The 16,763-nt window shown below is 46.9% G+C and carries 13 protein-coding genes; 8 read left to right on the plus strand and 5 right to left on the minus strand.

Annotated features, from left to right (window positions below; all coding sequences use genetic code 11):
- The first annotated feature begins 59 nt into the window (after positions 1-59).
- Both PAHA3_RS00305 and PAHA3_RS00310 read left to right on the plus strand, forming a co-directional pair.
- Positions 60-1,259, plus strand: coding sequence for a right-handed parallel beta-helix repeat-containing protein (locus PAHA3_RS00305; RefSeq protein ID WP_062832964.1), 1,200 nt, complete (start codon positions 60-62; stop codon positions 1,257-1,259).
- A gap of 336 nt (positions 1,260-1,595) precedes the next feature.
- A complete protein-coding gene (locus PAHA3_RS00310; RefSeq protein WP_062832965.1) occupies positions 1,596-2,390 on the plus strand; it encodes a C40 family peptidase in 795 nt (264 codons plus the stop codon).
- Between the two features lie 120 nt (positions 2,391-2,510).
- Here the strand turns inward: PAHA3_RS00310 and PAHA3_RS00315 are convergent, their stop codons facing one another.
- On the minus strand, positions 2,511-3,419 hold the full coding sequence (locus tag PAHA3_RS00315; protein ID WP_082762671.1) for an ArsR/SmtB family transcription factor: 909 nt from the start codon (positions 3,417-3,419) through the stop codon (positions 2,511-2,513).
- 178 nt (positions 3,420-3,597) lie between these two features.
- Between PAHA3_RS00315 and arfA the strand changes: the two genes are divergently transcribed.
- Positions 3,598-5,103, plus strand: coding sequence for an arabinosylfuranosidase ArfA (gene arfA, locus PAHA3_RS00320; RefSeq protein ID WP_062832966.1), 1,506 nt, complete (start codon positions 3,598-3,600; stop codon positions 5,101-5,103).
- A gap of 329 nt (positions 5,104-5,432) precedes the next feature.
- Here the strand turns inward: arfA and PAHA3_RS00325 are convergent, their stop codons facing one another.
- Positions 5,433-6,185 carry an MBL fold metallo-hydrolase gene (locus tag PAHA3_RS00325; RefSeq protein WP_062832967.1) on the minus strand — a complete coding sequence of 251 codons (753 nt, stop codon included), beginning with the start codon at positions 6,183-6,185 and terminating at the stop codon, positions 5,433-5,435.
- 131 nt (positions 6,186-6,316) lie between these two features.
- On the opposite strand from PAHA3_RS00325, the gene PAHA3_RS00330 reads away from it, so the two are divergent.
- Entirely contained in the window at positions 6,317-6,748 is a 432-nt protein-coding gene (locus tag PAHA3_RS00330; RefSeq protein WP_062832968.1) for an Lrp/AsnC family transcriptional regulator, read from the plus strand.
- A 41-nt stretch (positions 6,749-6,789) separates the two neighbouring features.
- Here PAHA3_RS00330 and PAHA3_RS00335 read toward each other — a convergent pair whose 3' ends face one another.
- The 3 genes from PAHA3_RS00335 to PAHA3_RS00345 form a co-directional block, all read right to left on the minus strand.
- Positions 6,790-7,290: a hypothetical protein gene (locus PAHA3_RS00335; protein WP_062832969.1), complete on the minus strand. Its 501-nt coding sequence runs from the start codon at positions 7,288-7,290 to the stop codon at positions 6,790-6,792.
- Between the two features lie 105 nt (positions 7,291-7,395).
- Complete coding sequence (locus PAHA3_RS00340; protein ID WP_062832970.1) at positions 7,396-9,213, minus strand: ABC transporter ATP-binding protein; 1,818 nt, start codon at positions 9,211-9,213, stop codon at positions 7,396-7,398.
- Entirely contained in the window at positions 9,206-10,948 is a 1,743-nt protein-coding gene (locus PAHA3_RS00345; RefSeq protein WP_062832971.1) for an ABC transporter ATP-binding protein, read from the minus strand. Before PAHA3_RS00345 ends, PAHA3_RS00340 begins: the two co-directional genes overlap by 8 nt.
- A 361-nt stretch (positions 10,949-11,309) precedes the next feature.
- Here PAHA3_RS00345 and PAHA3_RS00350 point away from each other — a divergent pair, with 361 nt between their 5' ends.
- From PAHA3_RS00350 to PAHA3_RS00365, 4 genes are all read left to right on the plus strand, one after another.
- Positions 11,310-12,233 carry an S-layer homology domain-containing protein gene (locus PAHA3_RS00350; protein ID WP_062832972.1) on the plus strand — a complete coding sequence of 308 codons (924 nt, stop codon included), beginning with the start codon at positions 11,310-11,312 and terminating at the stop codon, positions 12,231-12,233.
- A gap of 954 nt (positions 12,234-13,187) precedes the next feature.
- Entirely contained in the window at positions 13,188-14,159 is a 972-nt protein-coding gene (locus PAHA3_RS00355) for an ABC transporter permease (RefSeq protein WP_062832973.1), read from the plus strand.
- A gap of 16 nt (positions 14,160-14,175) precedes the next feature.
- Positions 14,176-15,084, plus strand: a complete 909-nt coding sequence (locus PAHA3_RS00360; RefSeq protein ID WP_062832974.1) for a carbohydrate ABC transporter permease — start codon at positions 14,176-14,178, stop codon at positions 15,082-15,084.
- A 41-nt stretch (positions 15,085-15,125) separates the two neighbouring features.
- On the plus strand, positions 15,126-16,721 hold the full coding sequence (locus PAHA3_RS00365) for an extracellular solute-binding protein (RefSeq protein ID WP_062832975.1): 1,596 nt from the start codon (positions 15,126-15,128) through the stop codon (positions 16,719-16,721).
- The last annotated feature ends 42 nt before the right edge of the window (positions 16,722-16,763 follow it).

A 16,763-nucleotide genomic window follows, 5' to 3' on the forward strand; every position in this document is an offset into this window, starting at 1 on the left:
GAATATAAAGGGTAATTATGTAATTAATTCAACTATTTTAAATGAGAGGAAGGTTGAGTATGTTTAATGTTTTTGGAAAAAAGATTCGAATCAGCTTGTTACTTGCCATGGTTATTACGTTTGTACTTCAGGATTTTACAGGAGGGATCCACGTCGCTGAAGCAGCGGGTAGCGTCATTAAGGCCACGGACTTAGGTGTGAAGGTCAACTCCAAATCTTCACAAACGAAGGAAATTCAAAATGCATTGAAGTATTTCTATGACCGGGGCGTAGAGGGAACGATTCATTTTCCAAAAGGAACCTATCTGGTAGACGAATCCATTCGTCTATATGCAGGAGTAAGTCTGTCCGGTGACGGAATAGGCCAAACGATATTTAAGAAAACCGGTTCGGCAGGCCAATATGTGATTGGTAACCCGATTCTGCGCAACAATGATCCACGCCTCAACATCAAATTATCGGATATCACGATTGATGCAGATCGTACGAATCGCGAGGCCCGTGGTGAGAGTCAGGTAGGCGGCATCATTATGGATATGGCTGTATCTCACCTCACATTGGACCGCATGGAGATTCGGGATACAACGATTGGTGCACTGCTTCGCAGAACGAAGGATTCGGAGATTATCAATAGCCGTTTTGACCGGAATAATGGACATGCCATTGCGACAGGACACGAGAGTTATCCGGCAGGTGAGTTCACGAATGTCAAAATTATGAATAACCAAATTACCAACTCAGGCGGGGGCAGTGGCATCAATCTGTCACGTGCAACCTTCACAACAGTATCCGGGAATCAGATTATTAATAAAACTCATCAAACGGATGGATACGCAGGTATTCGCATTCCCAATGAAGGCGCCAACAACACGATTAATAACAATGTGATTGAGAATTATCCGCGTGGAATCTTTGTACTAACGGGTGCGACAGGCAACCAGGTATACGAAAACACGATTATTAATGCATCCTTGCAGGCTATTCTGGTTGAATCGAACAACAATACATTCACCAGCAATACCATTTTCCAACGAAACGCAGCACTGAAACCCGATGCAATCATTCGACTGGCTAATGCCAACAACAACAAGCTCATTGGTAACGAGATGACGACGAACGCTGGGTTTTCCGGGATTGGCATCCGTACCACTGCGTCGAGCAACAATGAGATTCGAAATAATGTGACCGACACTGCTGGCAAATCAATCAGTATCGAGGGTGGAAGCAAAAATGTGAACACGGGGAACCGTAATCGGTAAATGAACCATAGTAATGTTTACCATATTTGCGATTTTAAACATTAAAACCTAGTTCTTATGACGCATGTCCTGGATGAGAATTTACCTAGCTCTTATACCGCAGAAAAATGAAGTACATCAAATAGTTACAATAATTTAACCTTTGAAAAAGAAGGAATCGGCAGTGTTTTTTACCAGCAGATGAAGGATAGACCCTGATACTTAGTGCTCAAGTGTGCCTATATCAATACAGGACTTTCGACTGATGAACGTTATGGATAGCCCGTTTACAATGGGGCAAGCCCGGGAGAACCAAGCCAGGTTAAAATTCTGTAACATCAGGGGGAACTCGACATCATGAACTGGAAGAAAACCATTATTACGGCAAGTGTCACAGCAACGATGCTGATGGGAAGTCTGACGACAGGAGCACTAACGGCACAGGTATCGGCAGCTGCTGTTGACAATTCACAAGTAAAAGTAATCTGGGGCGTAAACCTACGCACATCACCTACTTCTTCTGCGAAGGTTGTTCGCATGGTCGCTAAAGGGGAAACGGTAACGGTACTTCAGAAATCCGGTTCGGATTGGTACAAGATTAAGGATTCTGCTAACCGGACAGGCTACATATCTTCTTCATCCAAATACACACAAGCTGTTAGTGGCAGCACAAGCGGCTCAGGTTCAGATAGTGGTACATCGGTTACTGGCAATGCGGCTGTGGAAAAAGTGATTGCGGCGGGGATGAAATATTGGGGGACACCGTATGAATTCGGAGCTAGTCGTAGCAGCACAGCTACTTTTGACTGTTCCAGCTTTGTACGTCAGGCCTTTATCGATGCACTTGGCATCAAGTTTCCAGCGGATTCCCGCAAACAGGGAGCCTATGTAAAAGAAAAGGGTGCGGTTCAGACCAACTGGAAAAACCTGAAACGCGGCGATCTGATGTATTTCATGTCTTATAAGGGCAGTTCTGCATCATCGTATTCGGGCGTGAATAAATCCACTGCAACCATTACGCACACAGGGATTTACCTGGGCGACGGCAAAGTATTACACACATATTCCAACGCTGGCGGTGGTGTAACGACTAGTGATATCTCAGGCAAACATTGGGAGTATCGCTTCCTGTTCGGGGGTAGTGCACTGTAGGTTAGTACAAGTACCCTCTACGATATTCTGCAAATGTTCATATTTATACAAAACACCTTCCATTCTGCCTTTGACAGGCAAGTGGAAGGTGTTTTTGTGATATTTATTATTCCGATAAACTCAATCCTGATAATACAGTCGGAACAGGATATCCTGGTTGTAGTTACCGAATCCCTCACCATACAAGGTAAGACCGCCTACATGCTGGGCATCTTCTTCCACGGAGAGACGCAAGGTCCACTGGTTTCGTTCCACCGGAATATCCGCGAGTGTGATCTCGGACAAGTGCTGTCCATCAATAAACGTACCTTCATTCGTAATTCGCAGCACCTTGAGCATGCCGTATTGATTGACACTGTCACTCCACCATTCCGGGGTGAACATGCCGCGTCCGTTGCCTGAATCTCCGGGGCTTGTCCACTCCCCCAATCGGATGCCATTAAGCATGAATGTAATATCCGAGGGCCAATTCGGATTAACCGAAGGGGCTTCTGACCCTATTTCGAGTGATAATTCAATGGCATTGATCTGTTGTCCGGATAAGATATAGTTTGGAATTTTGTACTCCACGAATCCACGGCCAAACCATAGAATATGGGCGTGCATGCGCTCGGGGTCGAGGAAATAACGAGGGTCGTCGTATTGTCCAATGACCTGAGTAGATGTAGCCAGACCACATGTGGGATAGACATCAAAATGAGTGTAGTGCCCCACTGGTACAGAAACCTCATGGAGCTTGCGGGATGTGCCGGTTTCCTGAGGCATGGAGATGCCAATCCAGTCTACAGCAAGGCTGTTCATTTTATGTGTGCCGCCGTCTTTGCGTATCATTTTGGACTGAATAATGCCAACATCCTGAAGTTTACGGACATGCATGGTTACGATAGCACTACTCAAACCGAGTGAAGCAGCGAGGTCTTTCACATTCATCGGAGTCTCTGCAACGAGGCGGATGATCTGTAGACGGACTTCACTGGCAAGTGCTTCATATAGGGGTAGCCATTCGGCATCGGTATTTGCTCTAATCACAAGTGTTCCTCCATTTTCGTGTATAGAATTAAGTTAAACATAAATTCAGTGAAAAGAATAACATTTAGCAAAATTCCTGTTGAAATTAACGCTATAATCGATTTTAATATAAATATGAACGTTGATCCATAGAATATCAATTAATTTTTATATTAATCTTAAGGAGTTGAAATTCATTATGGAAAAAGCAAAAATGACGGTAGACAAAGATTTTACAATTGGAGTAGTTGATAAGCGTTTATACGGTTCATTCATTGAGCATCTCGGACGTGCCGTGTACGGTGGAATATATGAGCCTGGACACCCATCTGCGAACGAACAGGGTTTTCGCACGGATGTGCTGGAGATGGTGAAGGAGCTGCAAGTACCGATTGTACGTTATCCTGGGGGTAACTTTGTATCCGGTTACAATTGGGAAGATTCGGTTGGACCGGTGTCTGAACGCAAACGCAGGTTGGAACTCGCCTGGAGAACGATTGAGACCAATGAATTTGGCTTCAACGAATTCGTGGATTGGGCGAAACAAGCCAATTCCGAAGTGATGATGGCGGTCAATCTGGGAACACGCGGTACGGATGCAGCACGTAACATTGTGGAATACAGCAACCATCCGGAAGGTTCGTACTATAGTGATCTTCGCATCAAGCATGGATACAAGCAGCCTCATGCCATCAAAACATGGTGTCTGGGTAACGAGATGGATGGTCCGTGGCAGATTGGTCACAAAACGGCAGATGAGTATGGACGGTTAGCTGTTGAAGCGGCAAAAGTCATGAAGTGGACGGACCCGACGATTGAGCTGGTAGCCTGCGGAAGTTCGAACCTGAATATGCCGTCGTTCCCGGAATGGGAAGCAACGGTGCTGGATCATACGTATGATCACGTGGAGTATCTGTCTCTGCATCAGTACTACGGCAACCAGGAGCAAGATACGCCAACCTTCCTGGCACGCTCGCTTGAAATGGATCGTTTTATCGACACCGTGAAGGCGACCTGTGATTACATCAAAGCGAAGAAGCGCAGTAAGAAGACGATGTATCTTTCCTTTGACGAGTGGAATGTATGGTATCACTCCAATGAAAATGATTCGAAGATGGACCCGTGGCAGATTGCTCCACCACAGCTGGAGGATATCTACAACCACGAGGATGCACTGCTTGTCGGCTGTATGCTTATCAGCATGCTGAAACATGCGGATCGGGTTAAAATGGCATGTTTGGCACAACTGGTTAACGTAATTGCACCAATCATGACAGATACGGGCGGTGGCTCGTGGAGACAGACGATCTTCTATCCATTCATGCATACGTCCCTCTTCGGACGTGGAACAGCATTGGTGCCATTGATCCAGTCTCCAAAATACGATACCAAACAAATCACAGATGTTCCTTATCTGGAAGCTATTGCGGTTCATAACGAAGAGCAAGGTGAAGTGACCGTATTTGCAGTCAACCGCCATCTGGAAGAATCCCTTCCGCTCGAAGTGGACCTGCGCAGCTTCGGGAAGTGTACCGTGATCGAACATATCGTGCTGGAAAGTGATGATCTCAAAGCAACGAATACCGCCGCACAACCGAACCGCGTCGCTCCTCATAATCGTGGGGGTGCAGTTGTATCTGATACCCTGATTACGGCGAGCTTGGCGAAAGCATCATGGAACGTAATCCGATTGAAAGTGCAGTAATGGATTAAGAAAAAAGGGATGGGATACGTGGGAGCGCAATGGCAGGCATGATGCCTGAGAGGGAAGCCAGCGGCTCAGCGTGTTCCTTCAATCAAAAAAGCTGGGTGCGAGTTCATCGCATCCAGCTTTTTTTCGTAACGAATCTAGGACACCTTATCGTGCCGATTATCGTTATATTCGAAATTTAACGATTCGGAGACACGTTATCCTGGCAAAAAGACGGATGAATCTCCGGAAAAGCGTGCCCAGTGAGGAAATAACGTGTGCTGAGTTCGTTACAATCCACCCACCTGTGTGAAAGGTTATTTATCTTCCGCTTAGCTTCCGCTTCAAAACTCAAAACTTTCGCCGTCGCGCGGAATGAGCACCTGACCATCCAACTGCTCGGATGCCAGATAAGTAGCAAGATCCGTGCGAGACACCACACAATGGTTAATCACATCCATGTGCACAGCGATGACATGAGCAGACGGCGCATGGCGCTTCACGGCGACAACGTCAGGCCCGTCCATCGTAATGGGATCACCTTCCACGAAGCGTGCACCGCCGGCATTCACGACAATGACTTCAGGCGAATATTGGCGGATGGCCTCAGCAGGTTCTTCACACCAGACGGTATCCCCAGCAATATAGGTGACAGGTTCTGCATCTGCTTCAAGTACGAAACCGGATACGTTGCCCATACGTTTGCCGATTTCACCTGTGCCGTGCTGTCCCGATGTACGGGCAAATCGGACAGAGTGATGCTCATGCTTCTCATTTACAGGCGTTACATCCGTGAATCCGGCTGCCAGAAATACGTTCTCGTCCCCAGGCTGGCAGATTAGAGGAATGTCCTTGCCAAGTTGTTTCGCAGCTGCTTCATCCCAATGGTCCAGATGGGTATGTGTGACAATTAACAGATCCGGATGCAGATAATCCGTTTCGGTTTCAGGCAGACCGATGCTTGGATTACGTAACTCATTCGGTGTGTTTGGAAATGCAGGCATGACATCAGCGTCCATCAACATGGGATCAACGAGGATGTTCAGCCCTCCGTATTCAAGCCAGAGTGTAGCATGGCGAATCAATTGAATTTTCATTATATTTGCACTCCTTCGGGTTGTTGAATAGTATTACCCTATATGGTATACAACCCGTTTAATGTCGTACATAACATGATGAATGGAATTAGGCCACACTAATTTCACCGTGAAAGGATTGCTGATTCAAGATGAATGAAATGATAGATGATACAGATATACGCATTTTACAGATCCTGATTCAGGATGCCAAACGTTCTCACAAAGAGATCGGTGAAGAGGTTCACCTCACAGGACAGGCCGTTGGTGCAAGAGTGCGCAAGCTGCAAGATCTGGGTGTAATTCAGAGCTATACGGTAAAATGGAATCCGGAACGCCTGGGGCTCGGCCTTCAGGCCTTTGTCACGGTTTTCTTGAACTCCGGCGACAGACATGCCGCTTTTCGTACATTTATCGCTGAACGTAAGGACATCGTTGAAGTCCACCGGGTCAGCGGAGAAGGCTGCTATCTGATGCGGGTGCAAACTGGCACCACAGAGCAGCTTGGTCAACTGCTGGAAGCATTGCTGCCTTACGGAAATTACAAAGTTAGCCTGTCCATAGGTGTAGAGAAATCACAATGATGTGTGGGAAGCTTGAAGCTTGTCCTCATCCATCCCGATACTCAACCATTTTGCTGCTGTTCCTGCAAAGTCTCCTGAAGCAAAGTCACTGCTTGGTTCAGCTCTTTTTTGTTGAACAGATGATCCGTCTGAATATGAGACCGTGTGCCGTCCTTTAGGAACAGAACGATCATGGGAGAAGCGGACAGGAGCCACTTGCTGCGGGCAGGTGAGGCGTGTTCGATTTTGCGAATCCGGCTCCATGGAATCCTCCGTTTGCCAGTACTTATAGACTCATCATCCCAAGACAACAAAACAGCGGGGGTTCTGGTTAGTCGAGACAGGAACATGAAGAACAACGGACCGATCAACCACATACCCAGTACAGCTGCGATGGAATAGTATATGGTCTCCAGTCGTTCGGCTTGTCCATCTACGATAATCCAGAGCAGGCTTACACATAAGAGAAGGAACAGGAAGCAAAGGCTCCCTTTCCATAGAGCCGTGCTGCGTCGGTAAGGAATTTGCTGATGGTTACGCTTGGGTGTTTCAGGTTGTTGCATAGATCCTCCTCCTAATTAACATTGCTGCTCGCTATGCCAAACGTGCCGCCTGCATAAGCAGAGCGGCATGTTCAACGTTCTACATTTAATATAACTCAGGTTTCATTACCCTGATATAGCTGAATTTTTACCTGCATCACGTGCATGGGTGTACAAGTCGGCATACACGCCTTTGGCTGCGATCAGTTCCTGGTGTGGGCCTTCCTCCACAATCTCACCATTCTCCATCACCAGAATTCGATCAGCATGCATCACCGTAGACAGGCGATGGGCAATGACGATGGTTGTGCGTCCCTGGGATACTGATTCCAGCGCCTGCTGCACAAGTTGTTCGGTGTGTGAGTCCAGATTGGCCGTTGCTTCATCCAGAATGAGCACTCGAGGTTGGAACACCACGATTCGGGCAAATGAGATCAACTGCCGCTCCCCGGCAGAAAGACCGCTTCCTCGTTCGGATAGATGCGTATCATACCCTTGCGGCAAACGTGAAATCATCGTATGTGCTCCGACAAACCGGCAGGCCTCAATCGCCTGCTCTCGCGTAATATCCTCACGAAACATTCTCACATTATCAATGATGGAGCCGGAGAAGAGAAAGGGTTCCTGTTGAATCAGACCCACGATCCGATGAAGCTTAGCCTGCGGCAGATGCCGGATATCGGTACCATCAATCTCAATACTGCCCTTGTCTACATCATAGAAGCGGTTGAGCAGGGAGATCAGTGTACTTTTGCCAGCGCCTGTTGTGCCCACGATACCTACCATTTCACCCGGATAGAGGTGCAGGTTCATCTGTTGGATCAAGGGCCGGTCTACCCGATAACCAAACGACACATCATTAAAATCAATCTGGCCCATTACACTCTGAGGTTCCAGTGACGATGCGAGTTTGGGTGTGGGATCGGCAACTTCCGGTCGCGTATTCAGAATGTTCCAGATGCGATCCATCGAAACGGTAGTAGACTGGAATGTATTCCACTGCATCGTAATCTGGTTAATCGGTTGAAAGAATTGGCGAATATAGCTGATAAACGCGTACAGTACCCCAACTTGCAGGGACTCACCCAGTACGGCGCGACCTCCAAGCCAAACCATCATGACCAGTGCCGCATTGCCAAGGATATCAAACGTCCGGTTGAAGATGACATTGGAGCGGGCTTGAGCGATGTTGGCTTTCAGATGGAGCGCATTCTGTTCCGAGAAACGTTTCTTCTGTTCTTCTTCCTGGTGAAAAGCTTGAATTAAGAACATACCGGACAGGTTTTCCGCCGTAAAAGCAATCAAGCGGGAAAGACGCGTCCGCGCATTTTGATATGCTTTTCGCAGTCGACTACGGAATAATACCGCAACAACCGCAATGACAGGCAGAACGATTAGAGAGTAACTCGCCAGAACCGGATCAAGCTGGAACATAAAGACGATAATGAGCACCAGCATCATGCCATCCCGAATCAGACTGAGTAGCACCTGAGTGAAGAAGCTACTGATGGTCTCCGTATCACTGGATACGTTCGTGACCAGACTTCCGATATGAAAACGGTCAAAGAAGGACATGGACATTTTGGAGATATGCTTGAACAGGTCCTTTCGGATCCGGGATACAATGTTCTGTCCCACGTGCTGCAACAGATTATTCTGGATATAGGTAAAAATAAAACTGATGACAGCCAGCCCGAGAAAGATGGCTGCGAGTTGAACGAGAAAGCCGACACTGGTCTGGCCTACGGCCAGATGATCATCGATGGCGATCTTCACCAGATAGGGTTGCAGCAGATCTGCCGATATGCCAAGCAGTGAGCAGAAGAAGATACCGGCAAAAGCCCATTTATGCGGTTTGGCGTATGCCATCATGGCCTTAAACGAAGTTCGTTTACTCTGATCGGCCTCTTCATCTGGGCGAAGTTCAGCGTTAGCGTTAGACATGATGTAATCCCTCCTCCTGCAAACGGTAGGTTGCTGCATATAACCCCTTGGCAGCCATAAGCTGAGCATGTGTTCCCTGTTCAGCGACTCGCCCTTCATCTAGAACGATAATATGGTCCGCATGACGGACCGCGCTGATGCGGTGAGAAATGATTAATGTGGTCTTGCCTTTGCCGATCTCACGCAGGCTGCGCAGAATCCCACTTTCTGTGACGGCATCAACCGCGCTCATGCTGTCATCGAGGATGAGAAGCTGCGCCTGTTTGATCAATCCCCTCGCCAGACTTGTACGTTGCCGTTGTCCTCCAGATAGCGTAAGTCCTCGTTCGCCAAGTAGGGTATTGAAGCGGTCGGGAAAACGGACAATATTGTCATAGATCATAGCTTGGCGCGCACTATGCTCGACTGTCTCCAGCGATGCTTCCCGGTCGCTAAATGCGATGTTATCCCGGATGGTGGTGCTAAACAGGAATCCATCCTGAGGGACGTAGGCGATGCGTGATCTCAGGCTTTCAAGGGACAATTGCCGAATGTCTGAACCATTGATGCGGATTGTTCCTTCAGGTGCTTCATATGTACGCAGCAATAGCTTAACGAGGGTGCTTTTCCCTGAGCCGGTCTTGCCTACAATACCAACCGTTCGCCCGGCACGGATATTCAGTTGAATGTTTTTGAGAGCAGGAGATGAATTGCCAGGATAGGAGAAGGTTAGATTCTCCATGGTGATCTCTTGTACGGTTTGGAGTGCTGTAGCTTCAGGAAGCTCACGCACATCTGCTATTTCGCTCAGCAGGTCATTCACTCGCTCCAGGGATGCGCCCGAGCGCTGAACGGTATTAATGACATTACCGATCTGTTGAAGTGGTCCCATGATGATGCGCAGATATAAGGTTAAGGCGACAAAACTTCCGAGTGTGATGGAATTCTGCATGGTCATAATACCTCCGACAAGCAGAGAAACGACCAATGAGATGGCTCCCAGCAGCGGGAGCAATGCTTGAAACAAGGAAGACAGACGAACGAGCCGAAGCTGTTTGCTCTTGATCGCATCGACGGTGGTTCCAAAGCGTGCGCGGGCACTGTCTTCAATAGCAAACGTCTTGGTTACGCGAATGCCACCCAACTGTTCTTCTGCGGATTCCGTCATGGTTGCAAGAGCTTCCTGTACGTCACGAGAGCGTTTGCGAATCCGTGGACCGAAAAACACGACCAGAAATGGAATCGCCAGTAAGGGTACAACACTGATCAAAATGAGCGTCAATGGAATCCCGCTAAGCAGCATCATGACTATGCAGGACAGTAGCAGGAAGGTGGCATTGGTCATGAGTGTCACACCGTTGGATATGGCTTCACGGACGGAAGTCACGTCATTCATGACATAACTGAGCAGTTTTCCGTTTCCCTGTTTGGAGAAATAATGCTCACTAAGTTCGGAAAACTTACTGAATATACGCTCACGCGTCATGAATTCAAAGCGTCGACCGAGCTTCATAATCATGAACTGCCCGGTACCAAACAGCAGATTATACCCGATGGCAATAGCCAGAAGGGACAGGCTGTACCTTACGACGGTCTGCATCTGAAGCGTATTCTGCATCAACTGGTCCGTGAAACTGCCCAGTATGCGGGGCAAGGATGCCTGCCCGATATTGGAGGCAATAATTAGAAGAACAGCAACCAGATAGACAGGCCAGTTGGACACAACATAACCGCGAAGTAATCCTTTCTTGGACATAAGCGTTGTTCTCCTTTTGGTATAGGTGAAGTCAGTTCAGCAGGTGGAGTCAAGAAAAGGGCCGACACCTGTTATTAGCGCGTCGTGCCCTCTTACTGTATGCGATCCGGTTTGCAGTTTATCCGTCATCCGATGGATTTCTCTATTCTTATTTTTGCGCTAATCCGAATCAATGTCAACGAAGCCACTTAGCAGAAAGCAAGTGGGTTACATTATCGGCTTCGGAGAAGAGATGTATGCCGTGTTCCTGTGCTGTATTCACCATTTGTCGAAATTACTGAAACATTTTCCAAGGGTATCCCGTCTGTAGGAATGAAGAGGTAAAAAATAGGCTTTACTAATCATATGGAGGTGCCAGGAAATGAAACATAAAAAAGGATTGGCTGCAACACTTGCGCTCTGCGTTTCTTTGACAGCAGGAGGTGCATCGGTACTCGCTTTTTCAGATGTGAAGGATGAAGGACAGAAGTCGGTTGTGGATTCTTTGAAATCAAAAGGTATTGTTAACGGAGTAACGGCGGATCTGTTCCGTCCAGATCTTGCATTGTCCGAGCCTCAGGGTGTTCAACTGATTGTGAATGCATTTGGTCTGAAAAATGCATACGCTGCATCTTCCGCTCAGGATAAAATTAGTCCAGACACGTGGTATGCTGATGCTGTTCAAGCGGCTACGCAAAACGGATTGTCCATTCCGGTAGAATTGAATCCCCAAGGCAAGATGACACGCGAGCAATTTGTTATTTTGCTTCATGAAGGTATTAACACAACTGGGACTTATCCGGTCATCATGAAGTATAATCTTGTTAAGGACGAAAATAAAATCGGTAAGGACGCCATATCTGCAGTCCAGAACTTGCTGAACATGAACATCATTGAACTGGATAAGGACGGTAACTTCCGTCCAGATCAGTCGCTTACCCGTATGGAGGCTGCAAGCATGATCTTCAATGCACTTGAATTTGTGGATAAACACGGCAACGGCGGCTCAGCAGAGCCAGCTCCAACCAATCCAGGTGAAGGCCAGCAAGCGATTGTACCTGAAGTGACAACGACGAAGGTTGATGACAAAACAACCAAAGTTAAACTCAGTGCTGAAATGCCTCACCCTGGTTATGGATTGAAGATTGATGATGTAAAATTGGAGAAGGATGGACGTGCCATCGTACTCTATTCCATTATTCAACCTGATCCGGACATGATGTATCCAATGGTCATTACAAATGTGACTGCAGAAGCGGATATCCCAACAGGCTATACGGCAGAAGCTCAGCCTTCTGGGAAGTAATCAATTCTTCTGAACAGAATATAGCTTAACTTAAACCCACCCTTCATGCGTGCATGGAGGGTGGGTTTTTTAGTTGAGGTGAAAAGCTGTGCCTAGGCTTTCAACGGCTAAGAATGCGGACGGCTCCTGGTGATTGAGACGGGAAGAAGGGTGGAGCGAATTCATCTCGGTCAAGTTGCAAGATAACTACTATTCTTTAGTGTGATATATTAAGTTACATCATATGAAGTGTAATAAGTTATATTGTGTCATGTTAACTAACAAAAAAAACTCTCGTATTCGAAGAGTGAAAGCAATATTTGTTTAGGTTATAAAGCCAATTCGAGTTACCCGAGTGGTTTTTTTTATAGGCTTTTCCCAAAAATCTTAAGAATATTGGCTGCTATGCCTTGCGCAAAAACTACATATTCGGCTCCGTATATCCAATGTTTACAAGCATTTATGCATCCTGTAGGCAAAGATAAAAACAACATATATACGAAAGAGAGAGGAGAATTATAGAATAAAGGCAAGCAATTACGGGCTTGTAATATGCGATATGTATATGGTAGATAATATTACATTTTAGTTTGGCGTTTCATCGTCTTACCCTGGATTATGATGCTTTAAGACATGAATACCATGTTCGATAAGTATATGTGGGTTTTTACTTAAGGCCTGTTTTTTATCCTCCGTTTAGATTTTACATCTTTCCAAGTCCATATGATGAAACTCCAAATGACATCTGTAGGAGGGAATGAGTCAAATTCTACATGTTTTACATCCCCCAAATGACAATGACAAGCTGGAAACAAACGTCTAAACCCCCGTTTTAACAGTATTTTCCGTGATTTTAGAAGTGAAGATTGAAAATGGCATATTTACGGATTCGCAAATGAACCATAAACTCGGTATGTAAGCGTTACCAAATGAGTGGGAAGGCCGGATTTTCATTAGAAAAGGAGGAAACAACTGATGCAGCCAAATGGGAAGCCCGCCTTGTCGCAAAACTTAGCGGTAAACACGATTCCGAACAGCAAGAAAAATAAATTATGGAGAAGGATGATTCGGAACTGGGAGTTGTATCTGTTTATCGCACCAGCCTTTCTATACTTTCTGATATTCCATTATGGTCCGATGTATGGCATACAAATCGCTTTCAAAAACTTTATCCCTACACTTGGTGTCACGGGAAGCCCATGGGTCGGATTCGATCATTTCATCCGTTTCTTCAATTCCTATTATTTTTGGGATCTACTATGGAATACCCTTAGCATCAGCTTGTATGAGCTGGCTATAGGATTTCCGCTGCCGATCATTCTTGCGTTAGCTTTCAATGAAGTAAAGGATTCCTTCTTCAAGCGTACCGTGCAGACCGTCACGTATGCACCACATTTCATTTCGGTCGTCGTGATGTCGGGGATGATCATTACCTTTTTGTCACCCTCGTCAGGCATGATTGTTAATTTGGTGGAGGCCCTTGGATTTCAGGCACCTCAATTTCTGACGGACCCTGCGTGGTTCAAGACAGTGTATGTGCTGTCAGGAGTCTGGCAAAGTGCAGGCTGGGGAACCATTATATACCTTGCCGCTCTATCGGGTGTGGACCCCCAACTCCATGAAGCGGCTGTGGTGGATGGTGCGAGCCGGTTTAAACGGATTTTACATATTAACATTCCAGCGATCATCCCTACGATCACCATCTTGTTAATTCTGAATATGGGCAGTATTCTGGGCGTCGGATTCGAGAAAATCCTGCTGCTGCAAAATCCGCTGAACATGGGCTCGTCAGACGTCATCTCAACATTTGTCTATCGGTCCGGTCTGGTCGATGCGCAGTACAGTTTCTCTACGGCGGTGGGATTGTTCAACTCCGTAGTTAATGCGATTCTGCTTATTACCGTGAATCAGATTGCACGCCGCACCAGTGAAAACAGCCTGTGGTAAAAGGAGGGGAAAACACATGTCAACCGCAGTGAAAGAAAGCAGAAGCGATAAAGTATTCTTATTGTGCAATTACATCTATCTGACGATAGCGCTCGTCATTGTGTTGTATCCGCTGCTATACATCATCAGTGCTTCAATCAGTGATCCCAAATACGTAAGCTCCGGTGAAATGTGGCTGCTTCCAAAAGGAATAACGTTTGAAGGCTATGCCCGGGTGTTTGAGAACACCAACATCTGGATCGGGTACAAAAATACAGTCATCTACACCGTCGTAGGTACGATCGTCAACCTGATTGTCACGCTACCAGCAGCCTATGCGCTTAGTCGCTCGGATTTTGTGGGACGAGGTTTCTTCATGGCAATGTTTATGGTAACGATGTTCTTCAGCGGAGGGCTTGTCCCGAGTTACTTGCTGGTTAAGGATCTTGGCATGGTCAACAGCATGTGGGCACTTATTCTGCCAGGAGCTGCATCCATCTGGAATATTATCGTATGCCGTACGTTCTTCCAATCGACCATTCCCAAGGAACTGCAGGAAGCGGCACATATTGATGGGTGTACCAACACCCGGTTGTTCATCAAAATCGTGCTCCCGCTTTCCATGCCAATCATTGCAGTGATGGCGCTTTTCTACGGAGTGGGACACTGGAACAGCTATTTCAGTGCCATGATCTATCTGAACGATTCCTCCAAGTATCCGTTGCAGCTCTTTCTGCGCCAGATTCTGGTGCTTCAGGAAATGGCGGCTCAAGGGGGAGGCGCGATTGATACCTCATCAGCAACGGCGATGAATACCAAAGCGGAGATTGCTGCGTTGGTTAAATATGCCGTCATTATTGTTGCCACACTACCGGTCATTGCGGTATATCCATTTCTCCAACGTTACTTTGTCCAGGGTGTTATGATCGGTTCCGTTAAGGGATGATCTTAATCCATATACCACATTAAACAAGGGGAGTTGTTGTCATGAAAAAGCTTCACAAGGCTTCATCCATTACACTCTGTCTCACCTTATTCGCAACATTGCTTGCAGCTTGTGGTTCAACCAATGAAGACGGAAGCTCAACCTCCAAGGTTGAGGGGGTCAAAAAAGAAGGCTTCCCCATTGTAGACGAAACGCTAACGTTGAAGGTTATGTCCCAGGATGCGGGTGTAGCCGACTGGAGCACGATGCCTGTGCTGCAAGAAATGGAGAAACTGTCGGGCATCAAGCTGGAATACCAGCTTTCACCGATCGACAGCTTTGAAACGAAGAAAAATCTGGTTTTCGCGAGCGGGGACTTGCCGGATATGTTCTATGCTGCAGATCTCAAACCAGCGGAGCAAGTAACTTATGGCAGCCAGGGGATTCTGATCCCATTGGAAAAATACATTGACGAAGGTTATGCACCCAATATCAAAAAGATCCTCGATGAGAACCCGGATGTCCGTAAATCATTTACAACGCCTGATGGGCATATGTATGCACTACCATTCATTGACACGGCAGCTGTGTGGTACAGAGGCCCGATGTGGTACAACGGGGAATTCCTAAAGGCGCTTAATGTAGATGAGCCCAAGACTACGGAAGAATTGTATACGTATCTTAAGCGTGTCAAAGAAGAAGACCCTAATGGCAATGGCCAGCAAGATGAAATTCCGCTTACTTCTGTAAAACTGGATGATCTTCGCATGTTTTTCTTCGGCTTCTGGGGAATGTACAACGAAGGGATCTATTCCGATAAAGACGGAAAAGTTCACTATCCTTATCAAGAAGAAGGCTATAAGGGTTATCTGACATTCATGAACCGCTTGTGGAAGGAAGATTTGCTGGATCATGAGACCTTCTCACAAACAGGCGATCAGAAGAAAGCAAAAGGTGAAAGTAACAAACTTGCGCTGTTCAACGATTACCATCCGTACTTCACGCTCGGAGGTGAACCTAGCACGGAACATCCGCTGATGACGCCCGTGAAGAGCGAGGTTGCAGACTCTCCTGTATATGGCAAGCATCCGGGGATGTCGGCTCGCGGTACCTTTGCTATTACGAGCAGCAACCCGTCCCCTGAGGCGACGATGCGCTGGATCGACTATATATACAGTTACGAAGGAGCGACCCTGTTCAATCAAGGTCCTGAAGGCGTGCTGTGGCAATTCAAAGACAAGGAAAATCATGTCAAAGAGTGGCTCCCTGTTCCTGGCGGCGGTGATCGTGAGGAATACCGGGGTAAAATCACGCCGAACTTTGGTATCTTGACACCGGGCATTAATGATCCGGAGGTAGCGAAAGGGCTTCGTACCGAATTTGATGAGTGGATTGACCAGCAGAATCAAGAGAAGTTGGTGCCTATCGGAAAAGCTCCATTTCCTAACGTGTATCTGACGAATGAAGAGCAAAGCGAAGCGACGGCCTTACTGTCTGATCTGGATACGTACGTTAAGCAGATGGAAGCGAAGTTCGTGACCGGCCAGGAACCGCTTGAGAACTGGGATAAGTACATTGCACAGCTGAAGAAAATGGGCAGCGACCGTATCATCGAACTGTATCAGGGGGCATATGACCGCTGGAATACCGGCCAATAAAAAAGTCTATCAATATATATCCCATGAAGAAGGACAATGATT

The organism is Paenibacillus amylolyticus (assembly GCF_001570725.1).
Lineage (GTDB): Bacteria > Bacillota > Bacilli > Paenibacillales > Paenibacillaceae > Paenibacillus > Paenibacillus amylolyticus_A.

Excerpts from the sequence above, each read along its gene's own strand:
- PAHA3_RS00365 (WP_062832975.1), top strand. The coding sequence starts at position 15,126 with ATGAAAAAGCTTCACAAGGCTTCATCCATTACACTCTGTCTCACCTTA.
- PAHA3_RS00345 (WP_062832971.1), bottom strand. The coding sequence starts at position 10,948 with ATGTCCAAGAAAGGATTACTTCGCGGTTATGTTGTGTCCAACTGGCCT.
- PAHA3_RS00330 (WP_062832968.1), top strand. The coding sequence starts at position 6,317 with ATGAATGAAATGATAGATGATACAGATATACGCATTTTACAGATCCTG.
- PAHA3_RS00305 (WP_062832964.1), top strand. The coding sequence starts at position 60 with ATGTTTAATGTTTTTGGAAAAAAGATTCGAATCAGCTTGTTACTTGCC.
- PAHA3_RS00335 (WP_062832969.1), bottom strand. The coding sequence starts at position 7,290 with ATGCAACAACCTGAAACACCCAAGCGTAACCATCAGCAAATTCCTTAC.
- arfA (WP_062832966.1), top strand. The coding sequence starts at position 3,598 with ATGGAAAAAGCAAAAATGACGGTAGACAAAGATTTTACAATTGGAGTA.
- PAHA3_RS00355 (WP_062832973.1), top strand. The coding sequence starts at position 13,188 with ATGCAGCCAAATGGGAAGCCCGCCTTGTCGCAAAACTTAGCGGTAAAC.
- PAHA3_RS00340 (WP_062832970.1), bottom strand. The coding sequence starts at position 9,213 with ATGTCTAACGCTAACGCTGAACTTCGCCCAGATGAAGAGGCCGATCAG.
- PAHA3_RS00310 (WP_062832965.1), top strand. The coding sequence starts at position 1,596 with ATGAACTGGAAGAAAACCATTATTACGGCAAGTGTCACAGCAACGATG.
- PAHA3_RS00360 (WP_062832974.1), top strand. The coding sequence starts at position 14,176 with ATGTCAACCGCAGTGAAAGAAAGCAGAAGCGATAAAGTATTCTTATTG.
- PAHA3_RS00325 (WP_062832967.1), bottom strand. The coding sequence starts at position 6,185 with ATGAAAATTCAATTGATTCGCCATGCTACACTCTGGCTTGAATACGGA.
- PAHA3_RS00350 (WP_062832972.1), top strand. The coding sequence starts at position 11,310 with ATGAAACATAAAAAAGGATTGGCTGCAACACTTGCGCTCTGCGTTTCT.